Annotated in this window: 12 protein-coding genes; 7 read left to right on the top strand and 5 right to left on the bottom strand. The window is 73.6% G+C overall.

Annotated features, from left to right (window positions below; all coding sequences use genetic code 11):
• Positions 1-33: 33 nt before the first annotated feature.
• The 3 genes from ACFV4F_RS14305 to ACFV4F_RS14295 all read left to right on the top strand — a co-directional run bounded on the left by ACFV4F_RS14305 (position 34) and on the right by ACFV4F_RS14295 (position 5,099).
• Complete coding sequence (locus ACFV4F_RS14305; protein ID WP_380502391.1) at positions 34-2,829, top strand: penicillin acylase family protein; 2,796 nt, start codon at positions 34-36, stop codon at positions 2,827-2,829.
• 82 nt (positions 2,830-2,911) lie between these two features.
• Positions 2,912-3,934, top strand: a complete 1,023-nt coding sequence (locus ACFV4F_RS14300; protein WP_380502389.1) for an SPFH domain-containing protein — start codon at positions 2,912-2,914, stop codon at positions 3,932-3,934.
• A 238-nt stretch (positions 3,935-4,172) separates the two neighbouring features.
• Entirely contained in the window at positions 4,173-5,099 is a 927-nt protein-coding gene (locus tag ACFV4F_RS14295) for a hypothetical protein (RefSeq protein WP_380502387.1), read from the top strand.
• A 65-nt stretch (positions 5,100-5,164) separates the two neighbouring features.
• Here the strand turns inward: ACFV4F_RS14295 and ACFV4F_RS14290 are convergent, their stop codons facing one another.
• Positions 5,165-7,336, bottom strand: a complete 2,172-nt coding sequence (locus tag ACFV4F_RS14290; RefSeq protein ID WP_380502385.1) for a trypsin-like serine protease — start codon at positions 7,334-7,336, stop codon at positions 5,165-5,167.
• Positions 7,337-7,701: 365 nt separating this feature from the next.
• Here ACFV4F_RS14290 and ACFV4F_RS14285 point away from each other — a divergent pair, with 365 nt between their 5' ends.
• The gene (locus tag ACFV4F_RS14285; RefSeq protein ID WP_380502383.1) at positions 7,702-8,025 is read left to right on the top strand and encodes a DUF1330 domain-containing protein; all 324 of its coding nucleotides are present in this window, start codon (positions 7,702-7,704) and stop codon (positions 8,023-8,025) included.
• Here the strand turns inward: ACFV4F_RS14285 and ACFV4F_RS14280 are convergent.
• The 4 genes from ACFV4F_RS14280 to ACFV4F_RS14265 form a co-directional block, all read right to left on the bottom strand.
• A complete protein-coding gene (locus ACFV4F_RS14280) occupies positions 7,995-10,799 on the bottom strand; it encodes a M4 family metallopeptidase (RefSeq protein ID WP_380502381.1) in 2,805 nt (934 codons plus the stop codon). The genes ACFV4F_RS14285 and ACFV4F_RS14280 overlap by 31 nt on opposite strands.
• A gap of 349 nt (positions 10,800-11,148) precedes the next feature.
• Positions 11,149-11,610, bottom strand: coding sequence for an NUDIX domain-containing protein (locus tag ACFV4F_RS14275; protein ID WP_380502379.1), 462 nt, complete (start codon positions 11,608-11,610; stop codon positions 11,149-11,151).
• An 82-nt stretch (positions 11,611-11,692) separates the two neighbouring features.
• Complete coding sequence (locus ACFV4F_RS14270) at positions 11,693-11,944, bottom strand: hypothetical protein (protein ID WP_380502377.1); 252 nt, start codon at positions 11,942-11,944, stop codon at positions 11,693-11,695.
• On the bottom strand, positions 11,944-12,135 hold the full coding sequence (locus ACFV4F_RS14265) for a hypothetical protein (RefSeq protein WP_380496830.1): 192 nt from the start codon (positions 12,133-12,135) through the stop codon (positions 11,944-11,946). Before ACFV4F_RS14265 ends, ACFV4F_RS14270 begins: the two co-directional genes overlap by 1 nt.
• A gap of 117 nt (positions 12,136-12,252) precedes the next feature.
• Here ACFV4F_RS14265 and ACFV4F_RS14260 point away from each other — a divergent pair, with 117 nt between their 5' ends.
• The 3 genes from ACFV4F_RS14260 to ACFV4F_RS14250 all read left to right on the top strand — a co-directional run bounded on the left by ACFV4F_RS14260 (position 12,253) and on the right by ACFV4F_RS14250 (position 13,832).
• Complete coding sequence (locus tag ACFV4F_RS14260) at positions 12,253-13,089, top strand: helix-turn-helix domain-containing protein (protein WP_380502375.1); 837 nt, start codon at positions 12,253-12,255, stop codon at positions 13,087-13,089.
• Positions 13,079-13,285 (top strand): DUF397 domain-containing protein, encoded by a 207-nt coding sequence (locus ACFV4F_RS14255; RefSeq protein ID WP_380502373.1) that lies wholly within the window; start codon positions 13,079-13,081, stop codon positions 13,283-13,285. The genes ACFV4F_RS14260 and ACFV4F_RS14255 overlap by 11 nt, the downstream gene beginning before the upstream one ends.
• Positions 13,286-13,346: 61 nt before the next feature.
• Positions 13,347-13,832, top strand: coding sequence for an NUDIX hydrolase (locus tag ACFV4F_RS14250; protein WP_380502371.1), 486 nt, complete (start codon positions 13,347-13,349; stop codon positions 13,830-13,832).
• Positions 13,833-14,064: the final 232 nt, after the last annotated feature.

Genomic DNA, 14,064 nt, shown 5'->3' with positions numbered 1-14,064 from the left:
GGCCCCCGCAGCTTCCCCACCCAGGAGCTCGACGTGCCCCGACGCCCCCACGTCCCCCTACCCCTCCCCCGGCTGCTCGCCGCCGTACTGGCGGTGGCGCTGCTCCTCGTGCCCGCGCTCGCCACCACCCCCACGGCCGCCGCGCCCGCCACCGCGGCAGCGGCCGACTACTGCGCGGGCCGCTGCAACGACATCCTGCCGCCCGGCGAGAACGGCAACGCCACGCTCGCCGAGATCCTGCTGAACCGGGTGTTCGGCACCCGCCCGGCCCACACCGACGACCAGCTCGGCCCGTACGCCTCGCTCGCCTCCGGCTACCCGGGCCTGACGGAGGCCGGGCTGCGGAGCTTCTTCAACGACGCGTCGTTCGGCGTGCCGGCGGACCAGGTCGCGAGCACGGCCAGTCCGCGTTCCGACGTGACGATCGTGCGCGACAAGGCGACCGGCGTGCCGCACGTCACCGGCACCACCCGTTACGGCACCGAGTTCGGCGCGGGCTACGCGGCCGCGCAGGACCGGCTGTGGGTGATGGACCTGTTCCGGCACGTCGGGCGCGGCGAGCTGTCCGGTTTCGCGGGCGGCGCGGCGGCCAACCGGCAGCTGGAGCAGACGTTCTGGCGCGCGGCGCCGTACACCGAGGCCGAGCTGCAGCAGCAGATCGACGTGCTGTCCTCGCGCGGCGGGCGGGCGGCGCAGGCGCTGGCGGACGCCTCGGCGTACCTCGACGGGATCAACAAGTACATCCAGCAGGCGTACGACTCCCGGACGTTCCCGGGCGAGTACGACCTGACGGGGCACGTGGACCCGATCACCAACGCCGGGTCGATCGCGCCGTTCACCCTGTCCGACCTCGTGGCCCTCGCCTCCGTCATCGGCGCGCTGTTCGGCTCCGGCGGCGGTGGTGAACTCGCCTCCGCGCAGGTCAAGTCGGCCGCCGAGGCGCGCTACGGCAGGGACGCCGGCGACGCGGTGTGGCGCTCGCTGCGCGAGGCGGAGGACCCGGAGGCCGTCCAGACCCTGCACGACGGGCAGGCGTTCCCGTACGCGACGGTGCCCGACGACCCGCGGGGCGTCGCGATGCCCGACCCGGGGTCGGTGGTGAGCGAGCCGGAGGTCTACGACGCCACCGGGTCCGCGCAGTCGGCGGCCACCGGCGCCAAGGGCGTGCTGCCGGGCAACCTGCTCAGCGCGAAGCACGGCATGTCGAACGCGCTGCTGGTCTCCGGCGCGCACACCGACGACGGGCACCCGGTGGCGGTGTTCGGCCCGCAGACCGGCTACTTCGCGCCGCAGCTGCTCATGCTGGAGGAGCTGCAGGGCCCGGGCATCAGCGCGCGCGGCGCGGCGTTCGCGGGCCTGAGTTTCTACGTGGAGCTCGGGCGCGGGCAGGACTACGCGTGGAGCGCCACCTCGGCCGGGCAGGACATCACCGACACCTACGCCGTGCCGCTGTGCACGAGCGACGGCTCGCCGGTGACGACCGCGTCCAACTCCTACCTGTGGCACGGCACTTGTACGCCGTTCGAGCGCCTGGAGCGCAAGGACGCGTGGAGCCCGACCACCGCCGACTCCACCCCGGCCGGCTCCTACACGCTGGTGTCCTACCGCACGAACTACGGCCTGGTGAGCGCCCGCGGCACGGTCGGCGGGGCGCCGGTGGCGTTCACCTCGCTGCGCTCCACCTACCGGCACGAGGCGGATTCCATCATCGGCTTCCAGGAGTTCAACGACCCGGGGGCGGTGCACGACGCGGCGAGCTTCCAGCAGGCGGCGCAGGACATCAACTACACGTTCAACTGGTTCTACGCCGACTCGCGCGACATCGCCTACTACAACTCCGGGTCCAACCCGGTGCGCGCCCCGGGCGTCGACCCTGGCCTGCCGGTGCTCGCCCAACCCGCCTACGAGTGGGCCGACTTCGACCCGGCGGGCAACACCGCCCGCTACACCCCGCCGGCCGAGCACCCGCAGTCCGTGAACCAGGACTACTACGTCTCGTGGAACAACAAGCAGGCAACCGGCTACACGGCGGCCGGCTTCGGCAACGGCTCGGTGCACCGCGCCAACCTGCTGGACGCCCGCGTCAAGTCCCTGGTGCAGCAGGGGAAGGTGAGCCGGGTCGCGCTCACCCGGGCCATGGAGGGCGCGGCCCTGACCGATCTGCGTGCCGAGGACGTCCTGCCCGACCTGATCCGCGTGCTGCGCAGCGCCCCCGTCACCGACCCCGCCGCCCTGGCGGCGCTGCAGAACCTGGAGGCGTGGCTGGCCGACGGCGGTACGCGGCACGAGAGTTCGCCCGGCAGCGGGGCGTACGCGGATGCGGACGCGATCCGCGTGATGGACGCGTGGTGGCCGCTGCTGGCCGACGGCGTGATGCGCCCGGGCCTGGGCGACCAGTTGTTCACCGCGCTCACCGGGGCGCTGCAGATCGACGAGTCGCCCTCGGGCCGCAGCGGCGGCAGCGGCCCGGTCAGCGCCAACGAGGCGATCCCGCACAAGGGTTCGTCGTTCCAGTACGGCTGGTGGAGCTACCTGGACAAGGACCTGCGCGCCGTCCTCGGCGACGGCGTCGCGGGCCCGCTGGCCCGGCCGTTCTGCGGCGGCGGCGACCTCGCGGCCTGCCGGACCATCCTGCTGAACACCCTCGCGCAGGCGGCCGCCCAGGGCCCGGCCCAGGTCTACCCGGGCGACGGCGACTGCGCGGCCGGCGACCAGTGGTGCGCCGACACCGTCATCCAGCGCCCGCTCGGCGGCGTCACCGACGCCAAGACCACCTGGCAGAACCGCCCGACCTACCAGCAGGTGGTGCAGTTCCCCGCCCACCGCTGACCGCCCCCCACCCCGCTTCTCGTCGGATTGACGAGAAGCGGGGTCGCCCCATATCGTCAAGGCGACGAAAAGGGGTTCCACGATGGCCGACATCACCAGGCGCTTCGGCATGCGCCACCTGCGCGCCGTTCCCACCGCGCACATCCGCCACCTGCGCCGCGGCAGGGTCGCCCACGACGGCACGGGCCTGGCGTTCTGGTTCCGGCCGCTGACCGCCGCGATCTCCGAGGTCCCGGTGGACGACCGCGAGCTCGCCATGCTTTTCCACGCCCGCACCGCCGACTTCCAGGACGTCACCGTCCAGGCCACCCTCACCTACCGCATCACCGAGCCCGCCACCGCCGCCACCCGCGTCGACTTCGGCATCGACCCCGACAGCGGCGCCTGGCGGGCCGCGCCGCTGGACCAGCTGGCCACCCTGCTCACCGAGACCGCCCAGCAGCACGCCCTCGGCCTGCTCGCCCGCACCCCGCTCGCCGCCGCCCTCGCCGACGGCGTCGACGCGGTGCGCGAGCGCATGGCGCACGGACTGGCCGGCGAACCGCGCCTGACCGAGACCGGACTGGCCGTCATCGCCGTACGCGTCGTGGCGCTGCGGCCCGAACCCGAGGTCGAGCGGGCGCTGCGCACCCCGGCCCGCGAACTCGTCCAGCAGGAGGCCGACCGGGCCACCTTCGAGCGCCGCGCGGTGGCCGTCGAGCACGAGCGCGGCATCGCCGAGAACGAGCTGGCCAACCGCATCGAACTCGCCCGCCGCGAGGAGCAGCTGCTCGCCCGGCAGGGCGCCAACCGGCGTCTGGAGGCCGAGGAGGAGGCGGCCGCCGACCGGGTGCGCACCGACGCCGAGGCGCTGCGCCGCACCCGCCTGGCCACCGCCGAGGCCGAGGCCGCGCGCGGGCTGGGCGAGGCCCGGGCGGCGGCGGAGGCCGCGTGGCTGGGCGCCCACCAGCAGGCGGACCCGGCGGTGCTGCGGGCGCTGGCGCTGATGCGGCTGGCCGAGCACCTGCCGCGCATCGACAGCGTGACGCTCACCCCGGACGTGCTGACCGGACTGCTGGCCCGCCTGGGCGCGGGGGCCCCGGGAGCCGCGGGGGCACAGCGATGACGCCCGTTCCGGGCGCGCCGGCCACCCCGGACGCGCCGCCCGCCCGGCCGGGCGCACCCGGCGGCGGTGGCCCAGACGGGGCCGGCCCGGCGGGGGCGGACGCGACGGGGGCGGACGCGACGGGGGCGGACGCGGTGGGGGCGGACGCGGTGGGGGCTGCCACGGCCAGGGCGAACACGGCGCGGACGGCCGCGACGGGGTCGGACACGGCCGAGGCAGCCACGACGGGGGTGGACCGGTGACGCTCGCCCCGCGCGTGGTGCTGGTGCACCGGCGCACCGAGTACGAGGAGTTGGTGGCCCGGCACGGCACGCCCGGGCAGGCGGCGTTCTTCCTGGCCTCCCGGGGCCGCTCGGCCGAGGAGGTCGAGGAGCGCCACCTGCGCCAGGGCGCTGCGCTGGCCGAGGCGGCGGCGGCCGTGCCGCTGGAGTGGCGGCGCACCCGGGTGGAGCGGGCGGACCTGCCGCGGTTCCTGTTCGAGCCGGGGGACGTGGTGGTCGTGGTCGGCCAGGACGGGCTGGTGGCGAACGCCGCGAAGTACCTGGCCGGGCAGCCGGTGATCGGCGTGGACGCCGATCCGGGGCGCAATCCGGGGGTGCTGGTGCGCCACCGCGCCCGGGTGCTGGGGCCGCTGCTGCGGGCGGTGCCGGGCGGGGGCGGGGCGGTGGAGGAGCGGACGATGGTCGAGGCGGTCGCGGACGACGGCCAGCGGCTGCTCGCGCTCAACGAGGTGTACGTCGGCCAGCCGGGCCACCAGACGGCCCGCTACCGCCTGGCGGTCGGGGGCACCGGGGACGCCGAAGGCGCCGGGAGCGCCGGGGACGCCGCCGAGGCGCAGGCGTCGTCGGGCGTCCTGGTGGGCACCGGGACGGGCGCCACCGGCTGGTGCCGCTCGGCGTGGCTGGAGCGCGGCGCGCCGCTCGCCCTGCCCGCGCCCGGCGTCCCGGCGCTGGCCTGGTTCGTCCGCGAGGCCTGGCCGTCCCCGGCCACCGGCACCAGCCGGGTCCACGGACTGCTGGACGGCGGGCGGCAGTTGGCGCTGACGGTGGAGTCCGAGCACCTGGTGGCCTTCGGCGACGGCATCGAGTCCGACGCCCTCGACCTCACCTGGGGGCAGACCGTGCGCGTCGGCATCGCCGCCACCAGGCTGCGCCTGCTGGGCTGAGCCGGAAGAAAAAGGGCCCCGCTCCCCCGGCCGGAGCGGGAGGAACGGGGCCCGGTACTACTGCACTACTTCACGAAGGTGTTGCTGCTCCAGATGGCGCCGCCGATGCCCTCGCCGCCGTCGGCCTTGTAGACGACGAGGTTGCCGTCGTCCTGGAGCTTCAGGTAGGAGCCGCCGGACCAGAAGGTGCCGGAGTTCCACAGGGCGGTGGTGCCGTCGAGCTTGTAGACCACGGCGTTGCCGTCCTGCTGGATCTTCAGGAAGTTGCCCCAGCCGGTGGTGTTGCTCTGCCACAGGGCGGCGCCGTCGCTGTTGCGGTGCAGGACGAGGTTGCCGTCCCACTGCATCTCCAGCCAGGTGGTCTTGGCGTTCAGGCGGTAGCCCGGGTTGAGCTGGCTGATCGGGCGCAGGGTGGCGTTGCTCCAGACGGTGGTGGCGAGGGTCTCGTCACCGCTCTTGAACATGACGAGCTTGCCGTCGTCCTGGAGCTTGAGGTGGCTGCCGCCGAACATGTAGGTGCCGCTGGCCCACAGACCGCCGGTGCCGGCCGCCGGGTTGCCGTCGGCCTTGTAGACCACGAAGTTGCCGTCGGTCTGCATGAACGCCCAGGCACCCGGGTTGTTCGCGGTGCCGCTGGCCCACAGGGCCGCGCCGTCGCTGCGGCGGTAGAGGACGACGTTGCCGTCCTTCTGGACCTCCAGGACGGAGGCGGGGCCCTCGCGCCACTGGCCCGCCGAGATGCGGGTGTTGCCGTTGATCGTGGCGTCGCCGCGGAAGGTGCTGGTGGACCACAGGGCACCGCCGGCGCCCTCACCGCCGTTGCCCTTGTAGAGGACGAAGTTGCCGTCGTTCTGCAGCTTCAGGTAGGCGCCGTTGTTGAAGTAGGTGCCGGTGGCCCACAGGCCGCCGGTGCCGGCCGCCGGGTTGCCGTCGGCCTTGTAGACGACGAAGTTGCCGTCGGTCTGCATGTAGGCCCAGGCGCCGTTGTTGCCACCGGTGGCGGTGTCCCACAGGACGCCGCCGTCGGCCTGGCGGTGGGTCAGGACGAGGTCGCCGTCGGCGCGCATCGTCAGCTTGAGGCCGGGGCCGGTGATGGACTGGCCGGCGGTCAGCTTGGTGCCGGGCTTGATCAGCGTGCCGGAGGACGCGGCGGTGGCCGTCACCCAGGAGGCGAGGTCGTCGACGCGGGCCTCGGAGGCGCCGGTGCGGGTCTCGGTCTCGCCGAGGCAGCCGCCCTGCCAGGCGAGGCTGGTGACGGCGGCGAGCTCGAAGCCGCCGTTCTTGGCGCGCAGCGCCGGGGCGCCGGAGTCGCCCTTGCAGACGGTGTCGGCGGCGGTCTTGGCGGTGAGGTCGACTGCGCCGGCGCTGACGGCGGCGGCCGTGAGCGCGGCGGTGTGCGGCGCGGCGGGGACCCAGGTGGTCGCGGTGCGGCCGTAGCCGGCGACGGTGAGGTCCTCGCCGGTGGCGGGCGCGGTGGCGGAGACGGCGACCGGGGTGATGTCGTAGACCGGCGCGCCGAGGCGGGCCATCACCAGGTCGCGGTCGGTGCGCGGGGCGATCTCGACGACCGGGATGGTGCGGCCGCCGATCGTCACGGCGCTCTGGGCGGCGGGCGCGCCGGCGGCGGGCTTGTCGCCGAAGCACGCGGCCGCGGTGAGCACCCACTGCGGGTCGACCAGGGTCGTGGTGCAGGCGCGCGAGCCGGGGCGGCCGGGCTGGCCGATCGTCAGGGCGCCGACCGCGGGGTAGGCGCCGGCGGGGGCCGTCGCGGCGGGGCCGTCGGTGGCGTTGAGCTCCAGCAGCGTAGTCGAGCCGCTGGTGCCGCCCTCGCCGACCGGGGTCCAGGCGTTCTTGTTGACGTCGACGCTGGTGACCGTGCCCGCGGTGTTCAGCGTGGCCTTGATCGCGTGGTCGTCGCCCTTGATGTTGTAGATCTGCGGGATCTCCAGCGACAGGTACCCCGTCCGCCCGGTGATCTTGAAGCAGACCTGGCTCGGGTTCGCGGAGCGGCTGTACAGCTCCACCAGGCCCGGGCCCGAGGCGCAGTCGGCGAGCACGATGTGCCCGTCGCCCGCCTTGAGGGTGATGTTGTGGTCCGCCAGGATCTTCGCGGCGCCCGGGTAGGAGAAGTCCTCCACCACCGCCGGTGCGACGGCATCCGCAGCCGATGCCGTCACCGCCGGAACCGACCCGGCCACCACCGGTATCGCCACTGCCAGGCCCACGGGCCAGGCCATTCTTCGCAATCTGCGCTGCACGAACTCTCCCGAGGAAGGACACGCCGGGGGAGACGCCAACGCCCCCCAGAGCCGGCCGTGAAGATGATCAACCGGACGGTATCGACTCCATCCCTGCACGTCAAAGCGCAAATCGACACCAAAGCGCCACATCGGCAACCTCGGGTGAACCGGGGCCGAACCCGACGTGCCGCGCGGGCTCCGCGGGACGTCCCGGCCGGGGCCTCGGGTGTCCCGACGACGGGGGCCATGACCGGTCGCCCTACCTATGCGTGACGGATTCGGGCACGGTACGCCACGGCCTACCGTCGTCGACGTCAGCGCGGAACAGCAGACGACAACAGCGGTAGGCCGAGGAGGAATTCATGAGCGCGTTCGCGATCGCCCAGGTCAGGTCGGTGGAGTTCGGGCCCGACATCGTGGAGTACCTGGAGCGCATCGACGCCACCCTGGAGCCGTTCGGGGGCCGGTTCGTGGTGCACGGCGGGAACGTCGAGGTGGTCGAGGGGAGTTGGGGGACCGACGTCATCGTCATCGAGTTCCCCGACCGGGAGCGGGTGCGCGCGTGGTACGACTCCCCCGCGTACCGGGAGATCCTCCCGCTGCGCACCCGCCACATGGACGCCGACGCCATCTTCGCCGACGGGGTCCCGCAGGGCTACCGGGGCGCGGACTCGCTGGCGCACTGAGCGCCGGCGGGGCGCTCGCGGGTGACGAGGTCGGTGCGCCCGGCGGTGGCGTCGAGCCACACGACGCGGGTGCCGCGGTCGGCGGCGGGCGCGTCCTGGGAGCCGCGGTCGCAGGAGACGCGCTCGGGGGTGCCGCCGGTGAGCGGGAGCTGCCACAGCTTGGCCGTCTGCGCGTTGGTCCAGTTGTCGGTGACCCGTCCGGTGCGCGAGACGTAGGTGACCGCGCGGTCGGAGACGGTCAGGGTGGCCGGCTCGGGGGCCGTGGAGGCGGCCGGCAGGAGGTCGGTGACGCCGGAGCCGTCCAGGGCGCCGGAGCGGATCGTGGCGCGCCCGGCGGCGGGGCTCTGGACCCACAGCACGCGTCCGCCGGCCAGGTGGACGGAGTCGGCCAGGTTCTTCGGGTCGGCGGGCACGTACTGGGCGGTGACCTTGCCCTCGGCCAGGGAGTAGGCGGTCGGCGCGGTGACGTAGTCCTGGCCGGACATCCACCCCTCCGTCCAGGCGAGGACGCCGCCGCTCAGGTCGAGGCCGGCGGCGTGGTGGCCGACGGGCAGCGGGATCACGGTCTCCGGGGAGCCGTCGGCGTGGACGACATGGACGCGGGTGGTGTCGGTGGCGAAGTCCCGGAGCGTGAAGGCGACGTCGCCGCCGGCCGTCCGGATGTTGCCGGGCTGCTGGTTGGTGGAGCGGTAGGCGCTGCGCACCGGTCCTGCGCCGGACAGCGGCGCGGCCAGCACCTCGAAACCGAAGACGCCCTGGGCGTCCTTGCCGACCGCCAGCCACGCCGCGCTCGTGCCGTCGGTGGCGGCCCAGCTGTGGTAGCGGCCGTCGTCCGGGCTCAGGCGCACGGGGGTGCCGCCGCCGGTGACGGTGCCGGTGTACAGGGCGGTGGTCCTGCGGGTGGCGTCGGTGTTGCCCAGCATCACCCAGTGGCCGTCGGCGGCCACCGGGGCGGCCATGGTGGAGGTGATGTCGCGCAGCAGGGTGCGGCTGTCCAGGCCGAGCCGGTGCTGCCAGCCGGCCTTGATGCCGTGGGCGTCGAACGCGGCGGCGACGGTGCGCAGCTGGGCGCGGGTCAGGCCGTCGGCGCGGCCGGCGGCCAGGACGGCGTTGCGGCCGGCGACGAAGTCGTCGAGCGGGGTCATGTACTCGGTGAGCGCGCGGTAGACGACGCGGTCGGCGGTGAGCGGGTCGAGGGTGCGCCGGATGTCCCACAGGGCGCCGCTGAAGATGGTGGAGTTGAGGTGCACGCCGCCGTTGTCGGAGGCCAGGGAGGCGCCGACGTAGTCGTCGACGGTGGTGTGGTGGTCGTCGAGGTGGCGGGTGGCGCAGGCCTGCGGGGTGCCGGTGCGGCACAGGTCCTCGCCGAGCAGCGCGGCCCTGGGGTCGTTCATCGCGATGCCGCGGGTGGTGACCTCGATGGCGTTGCCGAAGTAGTCGGCGAGGCCCTCGTCCATGGCGCCGGACTGGCCGAGGTAGGCGAAGTTGGCGCTGTTGGCGATGACGCCGTGGGTCATCTCGTGGGCGGAGACGTCGAGGGCGGCGGAGAACGGGTAGTACGTGTCGTTGCCGCTGCCGTAGATCATCTTGCTGCCGTCCCAGTAGGCGTTGGGGTAGGGACGGCCGCCGGCGGTGACGTCGACGACGGAGACGATCGGGCCGTTCTTGCCGTCCAGGCCGAGGCGGCCCAGGCGGTCGCGGTAGAAGTCGTAGACGATCCCGGCGTTGAGGTGCGCGTCGGTGGCGCCGTCGGTGCCGGTGGCGGCCGGGAAGTCGGGGGTCGGGGAGCTCGCGGGGCGGGCGTCGGCGGGGATGGTGCCGAAGTCGCCGACGTCGCGGCCGGCCGCGTCGTAGGTGGTGATCGCGGCGGGGCGGGTGAGGTCGGTGAACTGGTAGGTGCCGTCGGGGAGTTTGCCGATGTTGACGTTCGCGCTCTTGCCGTGGACGTCGGGGGCGGTGCCGGTGGCGGGGGTGACGGTGGCCGGGGCCGGGTCGGGGGCGGCCGCGTTGGGCGCGACGGCCTCGGGCCGGGCGGCGGCGGTGGCGGTGGACGGGGTGCGGGCGTCGTGGGCGAGGGCGACGACGCCGGCGGTGGCGTCGACGTAGACGTCGCGCGTGAGCGGGGTGCCGTCGGCGCCGGCGCCGCGCACGGTGTAGTGGCGGGTCAGGCGGCCGGCGCCGTCGGGCAGGATCACCAGGCCGGCGTCGTCGGCGGTGGCCTTGGCGCGGGCGGCGTCGGGCAGGGCGCCGAGTGCGGCGGTGCGCAGCAGGTCGTCCGGGACGGTGGGCGCGGTGGGGGCGGTGAGGCCGGTGAAGTACTTGCCGCCCGCCGATTCGACGTGCTGGGCGGCGCCGTCGCCGGCGAGGTGGACGAGGTACTGGGCGCCGAGGACCGGGACGCCGCCCTCGTTCTGCTGGAAGCGGACGGTGCGGCGGCCGTCGGGGGCGCTCTCGGTGCCGGCCTCGGCGAGCTGGGCGGGGTCGACCTGGTAGCGGTCGCGGTGGGCGGCCAGGTGGGCGCGGGCGGCGTCGGCCGGGTTGCCGGGGGCGGGGTCGGCGAGGCCGGTGACCAGCTGCGGGGCGGCGGTGTCCTGGCCGGCGACGACGCCGGGGACGGGGTCGCCGGGGGCCTGGGCGGGCGCGGTGTCGGCGGTGGCGGTCGGGGCGGCGGTGGCGGTGGCGGTCGGGGCAACGTAGGCGGCCAGGGCGGCCAGGCTCAGGGCGGCGGCTATGCCGGCGCCGAGCGTCCGGGGCGTGCGGGCGTGACGGTGCACTGCGCTCCTCTCACGGAACGGGAACACGGGAATCGGCGGTGGGGGGGGCCGGCGGGGGGGGCCGCCCCCCCCCCCGCCCGCCAACAAAACCTCGCCCGTTTTATTTAGTAAAACAAACCACCCGCCGGCGGGGGCCCCCCCCCCCCCGCCCCGCGGGGGGCGCGGGGGGGGGGGGGTTGTGGCCGTCCCGCGCCCGCCCCTCCGGCTCGGCGCCCCCGGGGGCGGGGGGGGGGCGCCGCGCCCCCCCCCCCCCCCCACGTCCACGTCACGAACATAAGCCATCGCTCTTTATATGTCGAACAACTACCTATCGCCGGGTGTCCGACCCCGCCTCCTGCGCGGGCGGGGATCAGGCGGCGCGCTGGCCGTGGAGGAGGAGGGGGACGGCGTGATTGGTGAGCGCTTCGGCGAGGCGGGCGGCCTGGGCGGGGGCCATCACCTGGCCGAGCTGCTGGACGGGGGCGAAGCGGGCGCCGAGCAGTCCGCTGCGGTGCTGGGGCGGGACGGTGAGCTCCTGGGTGGTGGTGCCGCCGTCGAAGACGAGGTTGAGGCGCTCCAGGTAGCGGTCGGCGGGGGTGAAGTCGACGGCGAGGACGTGGGTGAGGCGCCGGGAGAGGCCGGTCTGGGCGAGGAGGTGACGGGCGGCGGCCTCGTGCGGGGGCTCGTTGGGGCGGGCGGATCCGCCGGGGAGGATGAGTCCGTCCATGTAGTCGGGGTCGACGAGCAGGACGTCGCCGCGGGGGTTGCGGACGAGGGCGAGGCAGCCGAGCCGACAGACAGGCGGCTTGGCGAGGAGGCGGGGGTCGCGCATCGGGGGGTGCTACTTCCTGTTCCAGAAACACCAGTTGATCAGGGCGGCGAAGCCGAGCAGCCAGAGGAGACGGGCGGCGAGTTCAGTCGTCATCGGCGGCGAGGCGCTCGAAGTGCAGCCCCTTGCGGAGCAGTTCGACGATCCGGACGACATCGGAGGTGCGGGCGGCGCCGAGGGAGATCAGGTAGCAGCCGGTGCGGCGCCCGAAGTCCCAGTCCACTTCGAGGGAAGGCAACTTGGCCCCGCCCAGGGCGAGGACGGCCGCCAAGTCGTCGGCGACGAGGGCGGCTTCACGGCGCTGCTCGGCGGTGGCCCGGTTGAGCATCGAGGCCATCACACACCGGTCCTGCGGTGCACCTCGAACACCCGCCACGCCGAGAACGCGGCGCAGAAGGAGTGGAAAGAGGCGAGTTCACCGGTCGAGCCGCAGCGCAGCCACTCCCCCGTGACCTCGTTCCTCACCCGGTAGCAGCGCCCCTCCGGGTCCCACCGCACCCCGTACCCGTGAAGTCTGGACGACACCATGAGAACACCCTTCGCAATCAAGCATTTACGCTCTGTCGAGAAAAGGGTTGCGGATCGCCCCTTGCGTGGGGAAGCATCTGTAGTCGCCAGTTCAAGTTGGTTCAGTTGGGAAACACCGTGAACCGCAAGAGGCTTGACCCCACATCGTCCCCGTACGCATCGCTCGGGATCCAGCTGCGTCGCTTCCGTGAGGCACGCAAGCTGCTCCAGACCCAGCTCGGGACCGCGATCTCTTACTCCGGCGCGTACATCTCCAGCATCGAGCGCGGCGTCCGCGCGCCCAGCCGCAAGTTCGTGGAGGTCGCCGACGCGTACCTGGACACCGGCGGCACCCTTGCGCTGATGCTCGACCAGCTCGAACACAGCATCCTGATAGAGGGATTCCCCGAGTACGCCGACAAGGAAGCCGAAGCCGTCGCGATCCGGCTCTTCCAGATCGGCGTCATTTCGGGGCTTCTGCAGACCCCGGAGTACGCAGCCGCCTACGAGCAGGCCTTCGTCAGGCGCGGTGCCGTCACCCAGCAACACGCTGACGAGCGCGTGAAGTTCCTGCTCGCCCGGCAGGCCAAGCTCGAACGCCCCTCTCCTCCCCACATCCACGCCGTGCTGGACGAGTGGAGCCTGAGGCGGCCGATCGGCGGACGATCCGTAATGATCGGCCAGCTCGCGCACCTCGAACGCCTCACCGAGCAGCCCAGCATGACCATCCAGGTCGCACCGATCAGCCTCGGCGAGAACCGCCCTTTCGCCCACCCGGTGACTCTGCTGACGATGCCCAACCGCTCTCTGCTCGGCTACTCCGAGACCCACCAACGCGGCATCCTGGAACGCAATCCGGAGACGCTCGCCGGCTGGGCCAAGGACTACGATCGACTCCAGGTTGAAGCGCTGCCCCTGGCCGCGTCGCTGGAGCTGATCCGCGCAGTACGGAAGGACTTCGAAAGTGCACCCTGACCTATCAAGTGTTCACTGGCGCAAGAGCACCTACAGCGGCGGCGGCGGTGAGTGCATCGAGGTGGCCCCCGGCTTCACCGGCGTCATGCCCGTCCGCGACTCCAAGGACCCCGAGGGCCCCGCCCTCATCTTCTCCCCCGCCGCCTGGCAGTCCTTCATCACCGCCATCCGCACCGGCGAATTCGACGCCCGCTAACAACCACCGCTCCCGGCCCGGCCGCCCCAAGCACGGGGCGGCGGGGCCTTTCGGGTCTCCTATGCTCCTATGCATGGCTGACAGTGAGACCCCGTCAACGCCGCTGCACTCCGTGTCCGTCGCGGGTGCGGTCGTCCGCGAGGACGGGCGTGTGCTGGCGATCCGCAGGGCCGACAACGGCGCCTGGGAACCCCCGGGCGGGGTGCTGGAACTCATCGAGACCGTCGAAGACGGCCTGCGCCGCGAGATCTTCGAGGAGACCGGGCTCAAGGTCGGCGTCGACCAACTGACCGGTGTCTACAAGAACATGACCCGCGGCATCATCTCCCTCGTCTTCCGCTGCCATCCCGAAAGCGGCGTCGAACACCTCTCCGACGAATCCACCGCCGTCGCCTGGCTGACCCCCGCCGAAGTCACCGACCGCATGAGCGAGGCCTACGCCATCCGCATCCTCGACGCCCTCCACCCCGGCGGCCCCACCCACATCCGCTCCCACGACGGCCGTCGGCTCACCGCCATCCGCGCCGGCGAGTTCGACGCCCGATAACAACCACCGCTCCCAACCCCGCCGCCCCACCCATGGGGCGGCCGGGCCCTGCACCAAAAGTCGATCTCGCCGACCTCCCACTCCCCACGCCCAGCTGAACTCCGCACCACCCGAACGGATTCCCCCGCAGCACCGCCCCTGTACAGCACGGGAAGTCGGCCTCACCGGCTTCCCCTGGGGCTAGGGGGCGGAGCCCGCGGCCCCCCCCGGGGGGGGGCGGGGTGTTGGTGGG

The organism is Kitasatospora sp. NPDC059722, assembly GCF_042733235.1.
GTDB lineage: Bacteria > Actinomycetota > Actinomycetes > Streptomycetales > Streptomycetaceae > Kitasatospora.
Note: the sequence above shows the minus strand (reverse complement) of the source record. Positions and strands in the feature narration are given on the sequence as shown.